Below are 16,160 nucleotides of genomic sequence, written 5' to 3'. Positions count from 1 at the left end.
CCCCTCTCCCTATGGGCAGTCCGACGTTTCGGGAGGGCTGGGGTGAGGGTTAGCGTCATTACGCCACGCGCTAGGGCTCATCCCCGTCCAGCGCTTGAACGCCCGGCGAAAACTGCGTACATCGCTGTAGCCCACTTCCTCGGTAATCCGCTCGATCGGCATGTCCGGGTTGGCCAGCAAACTCAGGGTGCGCGCCTGGCGCACCTGTTCCAGCAGGGCCTCGAAGGTCAACGCATGCTCGGTCAGGCGCCGACGCAAGGTCCGGCTGCTCATGTTCAAGTCGCTGGCAATTCTCTCGATATGGCTGCCGCAAGTCAGATCCCGGGCAATCGCCCGCTCCACCGCCTGAATCAGATCGAGTTTCTGATGCACCTGAGCCGCTTCCAGCTCCAGCAACGCAACCGCCTGGCGCAACGCCAGTGAATGATGAGTGGGCAGGTTCACATCAAGCCACTGCAAATCGATCAGCATGCGATTGTGCAGGCAACCGAAACGCACGTCCGGGCCGAGCAGGCGGTGATACTCGCTGAGGTAATCCGGCGCAGCATGCACGAACTCCACGGCAATCGCCTTGAACTGCGCCCCGACCAGGGCGCGGCCATACACCAGCAGGCTGGCGAAAAACTCCTCGACCGCAAACACCTGCACATCGGCGAATGGCAGGCGGCATTCGGCGTCGAGGCAAACCTGCCCGCCGACCACGTCGACGCTCGATACCACGATCCCGCCCGAGGTGTGCTGATGACGAATGCCCAGCGCAAACGCATCGCGCAAGGTCTTGCACAGCGACAGCACATGCCCGAGCAGGCCCAGCGTGCCGAGCACGTTTTGCGCCCCGACCCAAAGGCCCAGGCCCTGATTGGGCAGCACTTTGAGCGCGCGTTGAATCATCGCCACGGCCTGGCGATAGGAAATCCGTTGCGCCGGGTCCTGCAGGTCTTCGAGGGTAAAACCCAGGCCCCGGCACAGGGTTTGCGGGTCGACGCCCTTGTTCTGCGCGACTTCGGCCAGGGTTTGCAAGAGGAACGGCGACACCATCGCCAGCTCGAAGGTCGGGTCTTGGACTTTTACGTTCATGGGGCTGACATTCCGGATCACGCTTGATTGTTATTTTTGTTACCGGTTATGTCGAAGGAAGTTAGCACAGGGTTCGCCGACTGTCCGCAGAAGTCCCCCTGACTGTCCGCCAATACCCTGCCCCGTCGGGCGCCAGGCGCTTATTTCTATAGTGCCCGGCGTCCTGCGTGCCGGCATTGCGCCCAAACACAATAATAATGAGGACGGATATGCACCCGAATCGCGCGACATTGCCCTTGCGCCTGGCCCTTTCCTTGCTGGGATGCGCCGCCACCCTCCCGGCCCTGGCCACCGAAGCCGGCGTCGACAACATCGGCCCCGGTACCGACGGGTTTTTCATGCTCCCGCTGGAGGTCGACAGCCTTCCGGAGAACATGGTCGCGTTCAACCTCTACTACAACCATTACAAGTCACGAAAACTGAACATCAGCTCACTCGGCGGCAAGGTGCCGACTATCGAGATCGAATCGACGGCGGTGATTCCGCGCCTTGATTACCTGAGCCCGCTGCGGGTGTTCGGTGGGCGCCTCGCCGGCTATATCGCCCAGCCGTGGCTGAAACAGGAAGTCTCGGTGTTCGGTTTGAGCGATACCCGCGAAGGCATGGGCGACACCACCGTGGCGCCGATCATCCTGTGGGACATGGGCAAGCACCTGACCCTCGGCGCCGCTCTGGAAATCACTGTGCCGACCGGCGAGTACAGCGTTGATCGGCTGGCCAACACCAGCAACAATTTCTACACCTACAAACCTCTGTTTTCGTTCACCTGGCTGCCCACCGACCGCAGCGAAGTCTCGGTCAAGAGCACCTACAGCTTCAACGAGAAGAACAAGGACACCGACTACAAATCCGGGCAGATCTTCCACGTCGATTATTCGGCCAGCTACAAGCTCACCGACGACCTGATGCTCGGCATCAACGGCTACTACCTCAAGCAGACCACCGACGACAAACAGTTCGGCCACACCGTGCAGTTCGCCGGGCAAGACGTCGATGACGGCGTGCGCGGCAAGGTTTTCGCCATCGGTCCGGCGCTGCACTTCACCTTCCTCAAATACGCCAGCGCCGAGATTCGCTGGGCCAAGGAGTTTGATGTGGAGAACCGGCCTGAAGGGGAAATGCTCTGGGCAAAAGTCAGCATCCCTTACGCTTTCTGAAACCCGCTCCCACAGAGGTTTCGGCGCGTTGGTGAATGCTTGCAAAAAAAAGGGCGACCCACCGGTCGCCCAAACGTACTGCACGAGAGTCTTTTACAGCGTCAGTTGCCCACGTTCTTCCTCGGTCAACTGCTGTTTCGCCTGTTCATCCAGGGCGCCGGCACCCAACACCTGCACCGGGCTGTTCGGGTTATAGCCCGGGGCCGGGGTGCGGCTGGCGCCATCGCGGGACGGGGCGAGTTGTTCGTTGCCGAAGCTCAGCACCTGCACGGTGAACACCGAAGCCTGATTCTGCCGCGACGCCGCTTGCTGCTGACGCGCGACATCCTCCGCCGCCTGGGTGGCCGAGGACGCGGCGGCGCTGGCCGAAGTGATGGCGCCAGTATTCACCGCCGAGACCACCGGCACGCCGGTTGCCTTGCCCTGCACCGAGATGTTGGCGGCGTTGACCACCGTCAGTGCGGCAATGTTGACGTTGCCCGACACGCGTATCCCCGCTTCGCCGGCATCGATGGTGCCCAGTGGCGCAATCAGGTCGATGTCCCCCGGTGCCACCTCGGCAATCGGGTTGAGCGTGGCGATACCGGCGCCGGTACTCGGCACCGAGGGCGACAGGGTGACGTTGCCCCAGTTGTCGTAAACACGTTTGGGCGGGGTATAGACCACGGTGGTTTTCGACCCGCGACCGGCGTTGATATCACCCGCAGCGGACCAGCCGAGAATCGAACCGCCGAACGTGGTCATGATCCGGCTCTGCCCCAAAAGAATGCTGCCCTGGGAGTAGAGCTGAATGTTGCCCGAGCCCTGGGTGATGATCCCCGCTGTAGACGGCGGCGCCGCGCCTTCGATGCCGAACACCTGACCACCGCCCGGCGTGAGCATCTGAATGTCGCCACCAAACAGGGTCTTGACCCCTGCTCCGCCGTACAGCGTGATGTCGCCGTCATAGCGGATTGGATTACCGGCCACATCGGTGCCGGGGAACAGTGCGGCAATCGCATTGCGGCCACGCAGGTAACTGCCTTTGCGCGGGCCGTCGACGGCGTTGTATTCCAGGCCGCCGGCACGCAGTTCGGCGAAGTACACCTGACGCGCAAAGATCGCCTGCTCGGCACTCGGCAGTGTGGCGAACAACGCTTGCGCCTGTTCCTCGCTGCCGCTGAAGCCATAGCCGAGGGTCAGCCAGTTGCGCAATTCTTCGAGGTAGGTCTTGACCACTTTGCCCGGTTGCGCGCTCAGGGCTTTATCAGGACTGGCGAGGTTCTGCCGGTTCAGATAACGCGCGATGAAGTCACCGTAACCCGGCCCCTGCGCGCCCACGCCCGCCTGCATCACGACGCTCGCCCCCGGACGATTGTCCCCCGCCACCAGCGGCCCGATGCTGGTGATGCTCGCGCGATCCTCCATCAGAAGGTTGCGCCCGGCATTGATGTCGAGAACACCGGGCCCCGCGATGTCGAAGCTGCTGTAGAGAATGTCGCGACCCGCTGATACCCGCGAGACATCCCGTGGATCGTTATGCACGAACAGGTTGCCGGTCGACACGATGCTTTCGGTGCCCGGGTTGCCCATTTCGGCGCTGGGCACAGACGTTGGCTGGCCGAGGTAAGTACCGGAAGCAACGATATCGCGCCCGGCCAGCATCGACACCGGCCCCGCCGCTTCGTACCAGGTGCGTCTGGACAGGCTGAACGTCAGCGTTTCCCCGCTGCGCACGCCAACCAGATCGCCGTTCAGCGCATAGAAGCGTGCCGGTGCCTGAACGGCGCTCAGGCCGGAGTAGCTGTTGGCACCCAAGGCGAACAACGGATAGCGCAGGTTTTTATCCGGCGAGACACCGTCGCTGCCCCGGTTGGTCATGATCGGTTTCGCCGCGTTATCGCTGGCGTAGCCATTGAACGCCGGGGCGAACGGCGTAGCGATGGCCAGCGGACTGGCGCCTGACTGGTTGATCGCATAGCCGCCGGCATAGATCGAGTCCTGCGCCAGCAACTCCAGTTGCCCTGCATTCGACGGTGCCAGCAGCAACGAATACGCGGTGGCCGGGGCGACGCCGCTGCCTCGGCTGTAAACCGCCGATGGCCCGGCGTAAATCGAGCCTTGCGCAGCCACGGCGCGCAGGATCGACGGATAGACAAAGCGTCCGTCCGTCGGTGACGTGTTGTGCCCGGTGACCGGCCCCTGGCCGGTGGTTTCGCCCAGTTGCGTACTCGGCGTCAGGTTGCCGCCCGCCGCAAACAGATCAATCGCCGTGTGATCGGTCCACAACGAGAAACCGCTCAAGCCGCCGCCCGCGTGTTCAACACCGTCATCGCTGGTGAATGGCGTCGAGTTTTGCAAGCGCACCCGCCCCGGGTCCGCCGCCCCGCCCAGCACCAGATCGCCACGGGCACTCAGGCGCATGCCAGAGTCGCCGGGAATCAGCACGAGGCCGCCCGAGGCACTGCCCAACGTCGCCGTAAACGGATCATACGGGCGCACCTCCCGAACGTCCTGCACCGGTGCCGCAGCGCCATATTGCAAGTTGATGCCGCCCAGCGCGCCAGCGCTCAATTGCGCGGCACCGCGCAGGTTGATCAAGGCGCCTTGCAGGTCATGCTGGGCAACACCCACACCGTTCTGCCCGGCCCGGGCCTGCAACGACGGATTCACCGATCCGCCAATGCGGATATCCATGTCGCCGCCGCCGGTCAATTGCAGGCTGCCATCGCTGCCCACCCGCCCGGTGCTGCCCACCGCCACGACGAGGCCCTGCCCGCGTGGATAAAGCCTGCCATTGCCATTGTCGCCCATGACCTTGAGCATGCCCGCATCAGCCCCGGCGCGCAGGCTGAGGTTGCCGCCCCCCAAGGTGCCGAAACCGGTGAACCCGACCAGGAAAGCGCCGCCATCGACGCTCTGATCCGGCAACGGCTGAGTCGCGTAACTGCCGAAGTTGATCCACCACGCGGTCGGCACATCGCTGTTACCGGTGCCTTGGCGCCAGAGCCAGTTGCCCACCGCGACACTCGGCACCTGTTCCGGGGTATCCATGTTTTGCGAGTACACGCGCCGGCCCAGCACATCGCCGGAAATCGAACCGCCAGCATTGATCGTCAGGTTGCCACCCATCTGCGGGTACCACGCCTGATAGAGGCTGTCGCTGCCACTGACCCACTGCTCATAATCGCTGCCGCCGCTGCCGCCGCTGCCGAGCACCGAGCCGTTGTCCGACAGGCGTCCGCGCGGCTGATTGTAAAGAGGGTCGATATCCGGCGACTGCGTGCCGGCGGTGTACACGCCGAACGGTGAATCCATGCTCAGATTGCCCGCCGCGAGCACGTCCAGATCGCCCGTGCCGGTGCGCAGTACGCTGAACATTTGCGCACGGGTTTTCACGGTGATGCCCGGGTTGTTCTCCACGCACAATTCCGGGAACGAACCGCACCACGCCGCCACGTCATCGTCGCTCATCGGCGAGCCCGGCGGCATACCCATCCAGTTGTCCGGTGCCCACGCCCAACGCGGGGCCGGCACACAGGAATTGGGCGCCCAGTCACACCAGTCCTTCAGATCGTCGGGCACCGGTTCGCCGGGGGTGAAGCCGCCGAGGTTGCCTTCGCCCCAGACCAGCGTCGGCGGTTTCTCCGTCACTTTCAGCCCGTAGTGGGTGTCGGCCAGACGCAGATTGCCGTCGCTGGCAAGCGGCTTGATCGCACGGCTGTCCGCCGCACTCAGATCGGCGCCTGCCACCACGCGCATCGACCACGCCGCACTGCCCGACGGCAGCAGGCTGGCGACCGCCCAGTTACGGCCTTGTTGCGTGCCGTTCACCGGGCGCAGATCGATGAACGCGGTGCCTTCGGCCAGCACCACGTCGGTCATCGACGGAATCAGCGAACCGCGCAACAGCGCCAGCGAACCGCTCAACCGGACACCTTTGATTGCCTGGGTGCCGGCCTCGACGTTGCCCGGCAACGGCACGCCTTTGGGCCAGCGAATGGCCGCGATGGCGGTGACGTCGTTCAGGCGAATGCCGGCGCCGAGGCGACTGCCCGCCGGCAGGGTCACGCTGTCGCCGAGCAACGTACCGGCGGCATACAGCAATGTTCCCGAAGCATCGTGGACCGCCGCCGACAGCACGGTTCCCGCACCCAGCGTATACGGCCCGGTCAGGGTCGCTTCGGTGGGCAACAAGGTCCCGGCGGGCAGTGTCGAGGCTTGCAGCGGCACGTCGTAGTTCAGCGTGACACCGGCCGGGAACAGCGTGCCTTCGGCCAAGGTCACGCCCGCCGTCGGCACGATCAAGTCGCCACCAAACGGCTGGATGCCCGGCAACAGTTTCCAGCCGGCATCGTCCACGGTCTGCGGTGGCGGCGCGAAACCATCGTTGAGGCTGCCATGAATATCGAGATTGCCGCCAGCACGAATCACCAGGTTCCCCGCCTCGCCCGAGCCGTACACAGCGGTTTTCTGCGTATGCCGATTAAGACTGGCATAACGGTAGCCGGACAAGTCGACATCACCCTGCACCACCAGATCACCGTCGACGGTTTTGCTGGCGATTTCCACGCCTGGGCGCAGATGGAAGGCATCGGCGTAAGTCGCGTTGTTCAACCCGGCGAGTTTGTTCTGCAGCAGGTTGCTGTTGACCAGCGCGGCGTCGATGAACGCGTTGCTGTCGTCATGGATGCGATCCAGATAAGCCTGATCGATCACCTGATACGGCCGACCGCTCGCCGTCAGGTCGACGCCGTCAGTGGCATCGGTGTAACGGCGCGTGGCGTTGAGGCCAATCGAGCGGGCGCCCTGAATGTTCAGCGCACCGCTGGCATCAATGCCGATGTCGCCGCCCGCGAGGCGCGGCGCGTTCAGCTCCAGCGTGCCACGCAACACCCCGTCGGCCTGGCCGGGCAACGTGCCGCGCACGGCGTCGGTGCCGTGTCGCAGGTCGATCTGCGCGCCGTGACCGAGGGTCAGCACACCTTCAGCGGTATTGAGTTCGACCGTCGCCCGGTTCGGCGCGTCGATGATCTTGCCGTAGCTGTCGACTCGCAGCACACGGCCATGAGCATCGAGCACGGCGTTGCCAGCCAGGGTCAGGCCGTTTTGTGCCGACAGGCGAATGCTGCCCACCCGCTCGCCGCTGGCATCGATCAACCCCGCCACCGTCAGGCGGCCGTTGTCCACCGAAACATTGACCTCGCCGGCCTTGAGCCCGTCGCCAATCGACAGATCGCCCTGCTTGAGCTGCAAGCTGCGGCTGCCGAACACCTGGCCGGCATTCAAGCGCTGGTTGAGGGCGGCAAACTGCTGACTGGCATCACCGTTCAAGTGCCGGGCGCGGATATCCACGCCCGCCGCCTTGTACGGCACCCACGTACCGCCGGCATCGTAATGACCACTGCTGGCGCCGAGGATCTGCCCCTGCAGATCGACCATGCCGGCATCGCTGGCCAGTGCGACAGCCGTGAGGTTGCCGGCCTGATTGTTCTGCGCCAAGAGGTCGATGCGCGAGCCGGCGGCCTGACGAATGTTGCCGTTACGGCTGTACAGCGCCACGTCGCCGCCCCAGCTGTACTTGTTGACGTCATTGAACGGCAAGGTGCGCCCGGCCACATCCACAATCGCGCCGTTGCCAAGGGTCAGATCGCCGTCAGACGTCACCCGCAACTTTCCGCTCGCCAGGCTGATGCGGCTGTCGAGCACAATGCTGCGCGCATCAAGGGTCAGCTCTGCGCCCAAGGCATTGGCCGCCGCCGAGGTTCCGGCGCCCGTGAGGGTCAGTTTGTCACCGGCCTTGAGCAGGTTGACCGAGGCGGCCTCCCCGGTCAGCAGCGGTGTGCGCACGTTGAGGTTGCCGCCGCTGTAGGCGTAGCCCTTGATCGGATCGAACGCGCCCTGCTGCTCATACACCGCCAGGCTGCCCTTGTGGTTGGCGGTGATGCGCTCGCTGGCGCTGAGATTGACGTTGGCAAAGCCCAGCGCCAAGCGGTTGTTCTGCTCCAGACCGCTGGCCTGCGGATTGGCGCCGTAGCCGAACTCAATGCGCTGCGCCTGAATATCAAGGGTGCCGCGCCCCGTCCCCGCGCCGCCAGTGATGACGGCGCCGGGGTCCTGGGCAGAACCGTTCCAGATCAGGTTGGCGGTGCGAATGGAGGCCACATCAGTGCTTTCACCCAGGCCATAAATCGCTGGCGTGGCAAGCATCAGGTTCTGCAATTTGCTCACGCCGGTCTGCGGGTCGAGCGTATCGAGGCTGACCGAACCGTAGAAGTTGAACGCGTCGCGGCTGGTCAGGCTCAGGGTTTCCAGGGCCGGCGCGGCAAATTGCGTATCGCCGCGCAACAGGCGATTCAACACGTTCTGGTTCAGGGTCAGGCCTGTCGGCACACGATTGCCGGCGGCACTGAGGGCCTCGGCGCTGCCGACGTTGACCGAACCGACGGACAGCGCCAGATGACGCGTGCCGAAGCGTACCGCCTCATCGAGTTCGAACTGTTTGTCGGTGGCGGCGGTAATGCTGCCGTTGGAATACAGCAGGGTCGGGTTGTTGCAGAGCGTGGTCGGGCAACGGCCGATATGGATGCTGCCCGACCCGAAGGTGCTGTCGGCGACCGAGGGTGCGAGCACATTGGTCCAGCCGTTCGACACCACCAGCAGACCCGCCGAGCCCGGCTGATAAAGGAACCCCGTGCTGGAATCAAAAGGCACATCGCCCCGGCCCAGGGTGTTGATACCCGAGCCGGCTTCGAGCGTAATCCCGCCATCGGGGCGGGTGGTGAGCAGCAGCACCTCGGGCGCCGAGAGCATCGCGCCCTCGCGCAGGGTGATGGTCGAGGTATCGCCGGTGAACGAGATGATGTTGCCCGCGCCGCTGTAATCGATCAGCGGTTGCGCGCCGACGGTCAACCGCCCGGCGTTGAGGCCGTTAAGGCTGTCGGCGTACACCGACACGCCGGTGAAGCCATCGCTGCGCGCCTGCCCGGCACCGAGCACTTCGATGTCCATCGCCCCGCGCAGCGTTGCCGCGCCGCGCACCCCGCCGGCGGCCGGTGCAAACACGGCGCGACCGTTGAAATCGAGGGCGATGTCCTGCTCGCCGCCCGCCATCAGGTACACATTCAGCGACTTGCCATCCATCGGCGCCAGGGCCCGGGGCACACCACGGCGCGCCGCGTCACTCTGAATGAACTGGCTGAGGCTGGTCTCGTTGTACTGCGAATACCGACGCAGGACATCCGCCGACGTCACGATGACCTGATTGGCGAGGCTGTCACGCAGCCCCGTGTTGGCAATCGACAGCTGCCCGGAGCTTGTCCAGGAGCCGTTGCGCAACGGTAACGCGCCACGGGTCACGCCCGCCGTCGCCTGGCCGTTGATCTCGACGCGGAACGCACCGGGGAGCAAGGCAAAGGTCGATGGCAGCAAGGTGTAGGTGCCCGCCGCCAGACCCGGTACGCCAGCGCCGAGGGTGATCTGCTGACCGATGCGCGGATCGACCGCCCCGGCCTCGCCAAGCATCGGCGCGTAGGCACTCTGGTTGCCCGGCACGATGGCGTACACCGGGTTGCTGGCGAGACTCGGCAAACTGAACGTGCCGTCACTGGCATTGCGCACCAGCGGGTTGTAGCGGGCATCGGTGGAACCGCCGCGCCCCGACACAAACCCGGCGCCACGCAAATCACCACCGCCGGACAGATCGATCAGCGCGCCGCTCTGCACATCGACGTAGCGCGAGGTCAGCGTCACCCCGGCAGTGTCGGCGCTGATGCCCTTGAGCAATACCGACTGGCCGTCATAGCGATAGTCGATGCCGTCAGTGGTGCCGCCATAAGGCATGACCAGCCCGGCCGCGCTGACCGACGTCACACTGCCCGGCAGCAGGCGCAGTTCGCGGGTGTTGACCACCGTCTCGCCGCCGAGGCTGATCATGCCCAACGGTGCGCGAATCACGCCGCCCTGCTCGATGCGCCCGGCCGCCAGGGTCAGGTTGCCGAACACCGAATACGGCAGCGTGGCGGGTGCTGTTCCACTGCTGCCGATGCGCAAGGTGCGCGCCGGATCGGCCCCGGGAGTCACGCTTTGGTAACCCACCCGCACCTCGGCGCTGACATCGCTGGCCGGATAGATTTGCGCGGCACGCAGGTTCAGGTCGCCCGGCGTCCACAACTCGGTTTTCTCGACGAAACCGCTCGGCGCCAGGAAACGCAGATCGCCACGGCTGTGCAGGCTGACCTGATCAAAGCCACGCCGAGCCACCTGCAACGCCGGCCCGCTGAGTTGGGCGATGCTCCCCGCCGTGCCGAACGACAGACTGTTGCTCAGGTCCAGCTGATCGGCGCTGGCGGTGAATTGCCCCAGCGATACCTGCGTGGTCGGAGCGTTCATTACCCGAGGGCGCAGGTTGCCCGGCGCTTCGAAATACTTGCCCGTGCCCGACAGGCGCAGGTAAGGCGCAGACAGGTCGACACGCGCCGTGTCCGGCGCGCCTTCGGCCAGCGACAGGGCGCCGGCGTACAGGCTCAGGCTTTGTTGCAGGTGCAAATTGACGTCGCCGTCGAACGACAGCAGACCATTGCTCAACAGGCTGAGATTGTCGAAACCGCCGGCCATCAACTGATCGGCACTCAGGCGCGCGCGCCCGTATTGCAGCAACGGCGCGGCCTCACCGGCTTGCAGATCGCTCGGCAACAGCGCTTTGCCGGGGGCCTGGCTGAGGATGATTTCGCGGGGCACGCGCACGTCATTGCTGGCGTTACTGCGCAGATAACTCGGCGTCTCCAGCGCAATGTCCAGCCGGCCACCCGCAGCCCCTGCACCGCCGGCTGCCGCTCGCAGGTCGCCGTCGATGAACAGACCGTTGTAGGAACTCAGGGAAATTCGTCCGCCATCGGTGGCGACCGGGGTCGGCCCCTGCCCGGCGATATCCAGCAGCGCCTGCGTGCCGGACGCATCGAGCCGCGCGCCATTGCGCACGATGACGTAGGCATCGGCCGCCGTGGCCGTGGCCTTGGTCGCATCGATTTCACCGCCGATGATGATGCTGCCGCCCTTGCCGACCAGACCGTAAACCCGGCCCAGCGCATCCATGCCCGTGGCGGCGCGGGCGGCGACATCGAGCACCGCGTGTTCGCCGATCCAGATCGAACGGTGATGCACGTCCTTGTCGGCGGTTTGCGAGGAATCGGCGACGTTCATCGAACCGAATGGCTGTTGGCGAATATCGAGGGTGCCGCCCCAGGCATTCAACTCACCGTCGACGGTGATCTGTCCGGCACCGCGCAGTGTGATGCTCTGCCCTGGATCGACATTGATCCGCGAACCCTGGCCGAGGGTCAGGGTATTACGCGCCGGATCAACCAGCGCCACCTCGCTGGAACCGGCCTGCAAGGTCAGGCTGGCGCCCGCGCGCCGGGTCAATTGCGCCTGGGTCGGATTTTCCTGGTAGAGCGGCGCCATCCACTCGGCCAGCGCCTGTTGCGGGTCTACACCGCTGGCCTGCGCCGGCGCCGTGTCAGCAAAGCGGTAGGTCGGCATCAGCACGTCAATGCGGGTGTTGTCCGCGACCGTCAGGCGGTTCAGGCCGATGAGGTTGTAGGCCGCGAAGCCCTTGTCGAACAGATCCGCTTGCAACTGCAAGGTGTTGTCGGCGAGGTCTGTGTCGCTCTGCCCGATCAGCACGTTGGCCGCCTGAATCAACAGGCTGCCACCGCCCGTCACGCCATAGCCACGCACCTGACCATCGAGGCGCAGATGGCTGTCACCCGCAGCCGACAGCGCGCTGGATTCCAGCGTCAGGTCGCCGCCCTTGCCGCCCCGTGTCTGGCCGCTGGCGAGAATCGCCCCGCCGGAGGACACGTCGAGCAGGCTGCCGGCGCCGATATCGATGTCGCCGCTGCTGCGGATCGACACCACGCCACCGTCCAGGTACGCCAGGCTGTTCGCATCATCCGGGTTGGTGCGCAAGTTGCTCCACAGCCCCCGGGTATCGAGTTGCACATTCTCGGCGACACGAACAGCCGTGGTCTTGCCAGCCGGCGCAGCGATTCGGGTGTCGGTGAGGCGGTCGGTGTTGAGTTGATTGAGCACGTTGCCTACATGCAGGCTGCCGCCCCGCGCAGTCAGGTCAGCGTTGACCTGCACATCCGGCCCGTAGAGGGTGATGTCGCCGCCGCTGCCGACGCTCACCGCGCCGTCCACGCTGATCCGCTCCCTGGCGGCGATTTTCAGTGCGCCCGGTTGCCAGGCACTGAGTTGAGCGGCATCGAGAAACAGCTTGCCCTGGCGTGCCGCGGACACCTCGCCGGTCAGGCCCAGGTCATCGCCGGCGAGCGGACGCTCAGCGCCGATCTGCACCTGATCGAGCAACGGATTGAGGCCGTAGAGCACGCCGCCGGCCGCCGCCACATAAGCGGCATCGTAACGGCCGACAATCAATTGCCCACGCCGCGCGAGTGCGGTCTGACGCTGCGCGTAGCCATCGAGCACGGCACGCGGCGCCTGCGTCTGGCGCTCGCCCTGATACACCTCGCCCAGCAGTTGCCCGTCGAGCACGGCGTTGCGCGTACCGATCACCAATTGCCCGGCATCGCGGCCCACGGTGTAACCGGCCTCGAAGCGCTTGGTCGGTGCGATCAGCGGGTTGTAGTAATAGTCCGTCTGACCCCAGCGCTGGCTGCTGTCTTCATAACCTTTATAGAAACCGGTGTAGAGCAGATCGCCCGGCGCTTTCGACAATTCATACAGATTGCCGTCGGCGCCGCGCAGCCAGCTCTGGCGAATTTCGCCACTTTGCACATCGAGGGTGCCGCCGGACAGGTTGATCAACGAGCCCTTTTCAGTCACCACATCGTTGCCGGCAAAATTGACCGCACCGCCCTGGGCCATCCATTCACCGATGCTGTGGCCCTGGGTGCCGAGATAACCGCCGACTTCGAGCAAACCACCGGCGGTGTACCAGCGATCCGTGGCGTAACCCTGGGTGCCGGCGGGCACGTACACCAGCTCTCGGACATCGACCCAGACGTCGTTGCTGTTGAGCGCGCCTTTCTCGCGATTGACCGACGCATCGCGCTGTTCGTTGCCCTGCACGTTGATCTTGATGCTGTTGGATTCCATCGCGACTTTCACGCCGATGGCCCCGGACACATCGATCAACGCGCCGTCGCGCACCAGGCTGCGACGCTGCGCGGCCACCGCCACTTGCCCGCCGGTGGCGAGGGTGATCGAACCATTCTGGAACTCGACGCTGCCCCCGCTCTGGATATCGATGCGCGACTGATCGCTGCGGATCGGATTGGTCGGCGTGACGCCCGTCAGTGCCGCCTGATGCTGGCTGTCGAGGGCCGTCAGGTCACTGCTGTCGAGCAGGATCGCCGAGGCACTGCCCTGCCCCAGCGTGACGCTGCCGGTGCTGTCCGTTGCCGGGTTGAGCAAATGAAGGGTGCCGCGCGTGGCGACCGAGGTGCTGGCGAGCAATACGCCGTTCTGCACCACTTCATGGCCGGTCAGGGTGATGTCCCCGGTCGCGGCCTGAATCAGACCGTTGTTGCTGACCTTGCCGGCATTGCTCGCGGCTGTGAAACCGGGGGTGACTTCGTTGCCGAAGGTCGTCGAGAAGCCGTTGCCCTCGGTGCCCGAGCCTTTGCGAATATAAAAGCGATCACCCGCGCCGAGCACGGTCTGGCCCTTGGCGGTGTTGATGCTGCCGTCGTTCTGCACCTCGCTGCCCAGCAACAAGGCATAACCGCCGGCGTCGGTGGACGTCGCCGGGCGCGCGGTTTCGAGGGAGGCACCGCGCTCCACCAACACTTTGCCCGCCGCGTCGGTGAAGGTCGGCTGGCTGCCGGTGCTGTCGAAATACAGGCCACGGTCGCGGAACTGGATATCGGTGATGCTGGCGGCCGCAGCCACCAGGTTGCGCACATTGACCTGGCTGGTGCCGCTGAAGACGATACCGTTGCGGTTGATCAGCATCACCGTGCCGTCACCCTTGATCTGGCCCTGGATCTGACTGGCCCGCGCGCCCGGATCGTTGACCCGGTTGAGCACCGCCCAGTTCGCCTGCTGGGCGAATTCAACACTCGTGTTGCGCCCGACGTTGAAGGTTTCCCAGTTGAGGATGGCTTTGTCGGCGGTCTGCTCGATCTTCACCGTGGTCTTGCCGTTGGCCTGAGTCTGTTGCGGGCCTTTGGCGTTCTGCCAGCCCTGGCTCAGGCTGTTATCGACTTTCAGCCCACCCTCGGCCAGGCCGTCCGGCACAAACTGCACCGTGTTCAATGCATTCGCGCGACCTGCAGCTTGCGCGGCCTGCTGTGCAGCAATTGCGGCGACGGTGTTGTTCAAGGTTTGAATCGAACGCTGCAGTTGCTGTTGGGCTTTTTGCTGCTGCGCCAGCGGCGGCGTCATCCCCGGCAATCCAGGGCTGCCCGGACGCGCGGCGGCGGCTTGCTGGGCCGCGCCCTTGGCGGCAAACCATCCCGAACTGAACGCGGTGGCCGCCTCGGCGCTGCCCGCCACCAGGCACAGGGCAATCGCCTGCGCCAACGGCTTGAGCAGCCACAGCGCCGGATCGACGGCGACACGCGATTGTGGCTGAACACGGGTACTGCGACGGGATGGGCGAGCGAGCATCACTACGAGATCCTTTTGGGTTGCCAGACGTGGCCACAGGTCGGGTTGACCCTGCTGTTACGTGATAGGCGGTTGGCGAGGGCCGCGACCGAACGGATGTCACACAAACTTCATGATCGAGGAGTAGACCGGCCCAAAAAAAAGCAGCAGCCCGAAGGCTGCTGCTGGGGTGTTGCAGGTGAAGCGAGGCTTACAACGGACGACCGATAGCGTTGCAGACGCTGGCGTTGTTGATGTTCAGGTTGTTGCCCGAGGTGTTGGTGATGAAGTTGGCGGTCACAGCGGTTTTCCAGTTGGTTGGAACCGGCGTGAAGCTGTGCGCGATGGTGGCGGCGTTGTTGCCCGGGTTGCTGTAGTGGGTGGTCAGGAAGTTGCGAACATCGTTGGCCACCGCTGCATCCTTGTAGCACTGACCGAAGATGAAGTTGGTGTACGCGACGATTGGATAACCGCTCGCCGGGTTAGGCACGACCGGAACCCACTGGGCCGGGTTGGAAGGCGTCGTTGGCAGCGCTGCCGAACCCAATGCCAGGGAAACGTTGGCGGTGGTTGGCTGCACGCCATTGACGCGGGCAACCACAGCGTTGCTCGAGGCGTTCACGCCGTCCGGACCGACATAACCGATGGAGCCGTCAACGGCGTTGACTTGAGTGGCGACGTCAGCGGTACCGGCAACACCGACCCAGTTGGCTGGCACAGCCGAACCGGCTGGCAGACGTGCGCTGGTGAAGGTGGAGCTGGTGGCGAAACGGGTCGGGCAGATCGAGTTCAGGTGACGCGTGAGGATTTCCGAAGTGCCGCTGGAAACGTTGCGATAAACCACGCGAATCGGTGTGGTGTCGGCGGTACCCAACAGCGCACCCCAAGTGGTTTTGGCGCCGGAGAATGCATCACACAGCTGAGTGCTGGTCAGGTTCAGAGCAGTCTGGCCAGACTTTTTGTAAGGGATGGCAACCGAAGTGGCTACCGAAGGCAGTTGAATCAGCGGGCCGTAGGAAGCGCCGTAGGTGCTGTTGTAGGTGCTGATTTCCGCAGCGCTGAGGATCGAGTCGCTGCCAGCGAAGTGCACCGAACCGGTGGTGCTGAACAGTGCCGAGTTGTTGGTCAGGAACGCGGTTTTGCCAGTGCCGCTACCGGTGCCCAGGTAGCTGAAGTTGGCTGGCAGGATGCTGTTGGCAGAACCTTTGTACAGAGCGGCAGGCAGAGTCGCGCCACCACCGGTTACGTTGGCGGCCATGGCCTGGGCGGACGCCAGAGCGGCGACGGTCAGTGAGGCGGCGATCAGAGTGCGCTTGAACATGAAGAATCTCC

4 protein-coding genes are annotated in these 16,160 nt (G+C 64.6%); 1 reads left to right on the top strand and 3 read right to left on the bottom strand.

Going from position 1 to position 16,160, the window contains the following annotated elements; genetic code table 11:
* Positions 1–9 precede the first annotated feature (9 nt).
* On the bottom strand, positions 10–1,077 hold the full coding sequence (locus AACY19_RS11185) for an AraC family transcriptional regulator (protein WP_339450292.1): 1,068 nt from the start codon (positions 1,075–1,077) through the stop codon (positions 10–12).
* 209 nt (positions 1,078–1,286) lie between these two features.
* Between AACY19_RS11185 and AACY19_RS11180 the strand changes: the two genes are divergently transcribed.
* Complete coding sequence (locus AACY19_RS11180; protein WP_339450291.1) at positions 1,287–2,234, top strand: SphA family protein; 948 nt, start codon at positions 1,287–1,289, stop codon at positions 2,232–2,234.
* 93 nt (positions 2,235–2,327) lie between these two features.
* Here the strand turns inward: AACY19_RS11180 and AACY19_RS11175 are convergent, their stop codons facing one another.
* Positions 2,328–14,849 (bottom strand): filamentous haemagglutinin family protein, encoded by a 12,522-nt coding sequence (locus tag AACY19_RS11175; protein ID WP_339450290.1) that lies wholly within the window; start codon positions 14,847–14,849, stop codon positions 2,328–2,330.
* A 190-nt stretch (positions 14,850–15,039) separates the two neighbouring features.
* Positions 15,040–16,149, bottom strand: a complete 1,110-nt coding sequence (locus AACY19_RS11170) for a substrate-binding domain-containing protein (protein WP_339450289.1) — start codon at positions 16,147–16,149, stop codon at positions 15,040–15,042.
* Between the last annotated feature and the right edge of the window lie 11 nt (positions 16,150–16,160).

The sequence above is a fragment of the Pseudomonas sp. EA_5y_Pfl2_R50 genome (genome assembly GCF_963970475.1).
GTDB lineage: Bacteria > Pseudomonadota > Gammaproteobacteria > Pseudomonadales > Pseudomonadaceae > Aquipseudomonas.
Note: the sequence above shows the minus strand (reverse complement) of the source record. Positions and strands in the feature narration are given on the sequence as shown.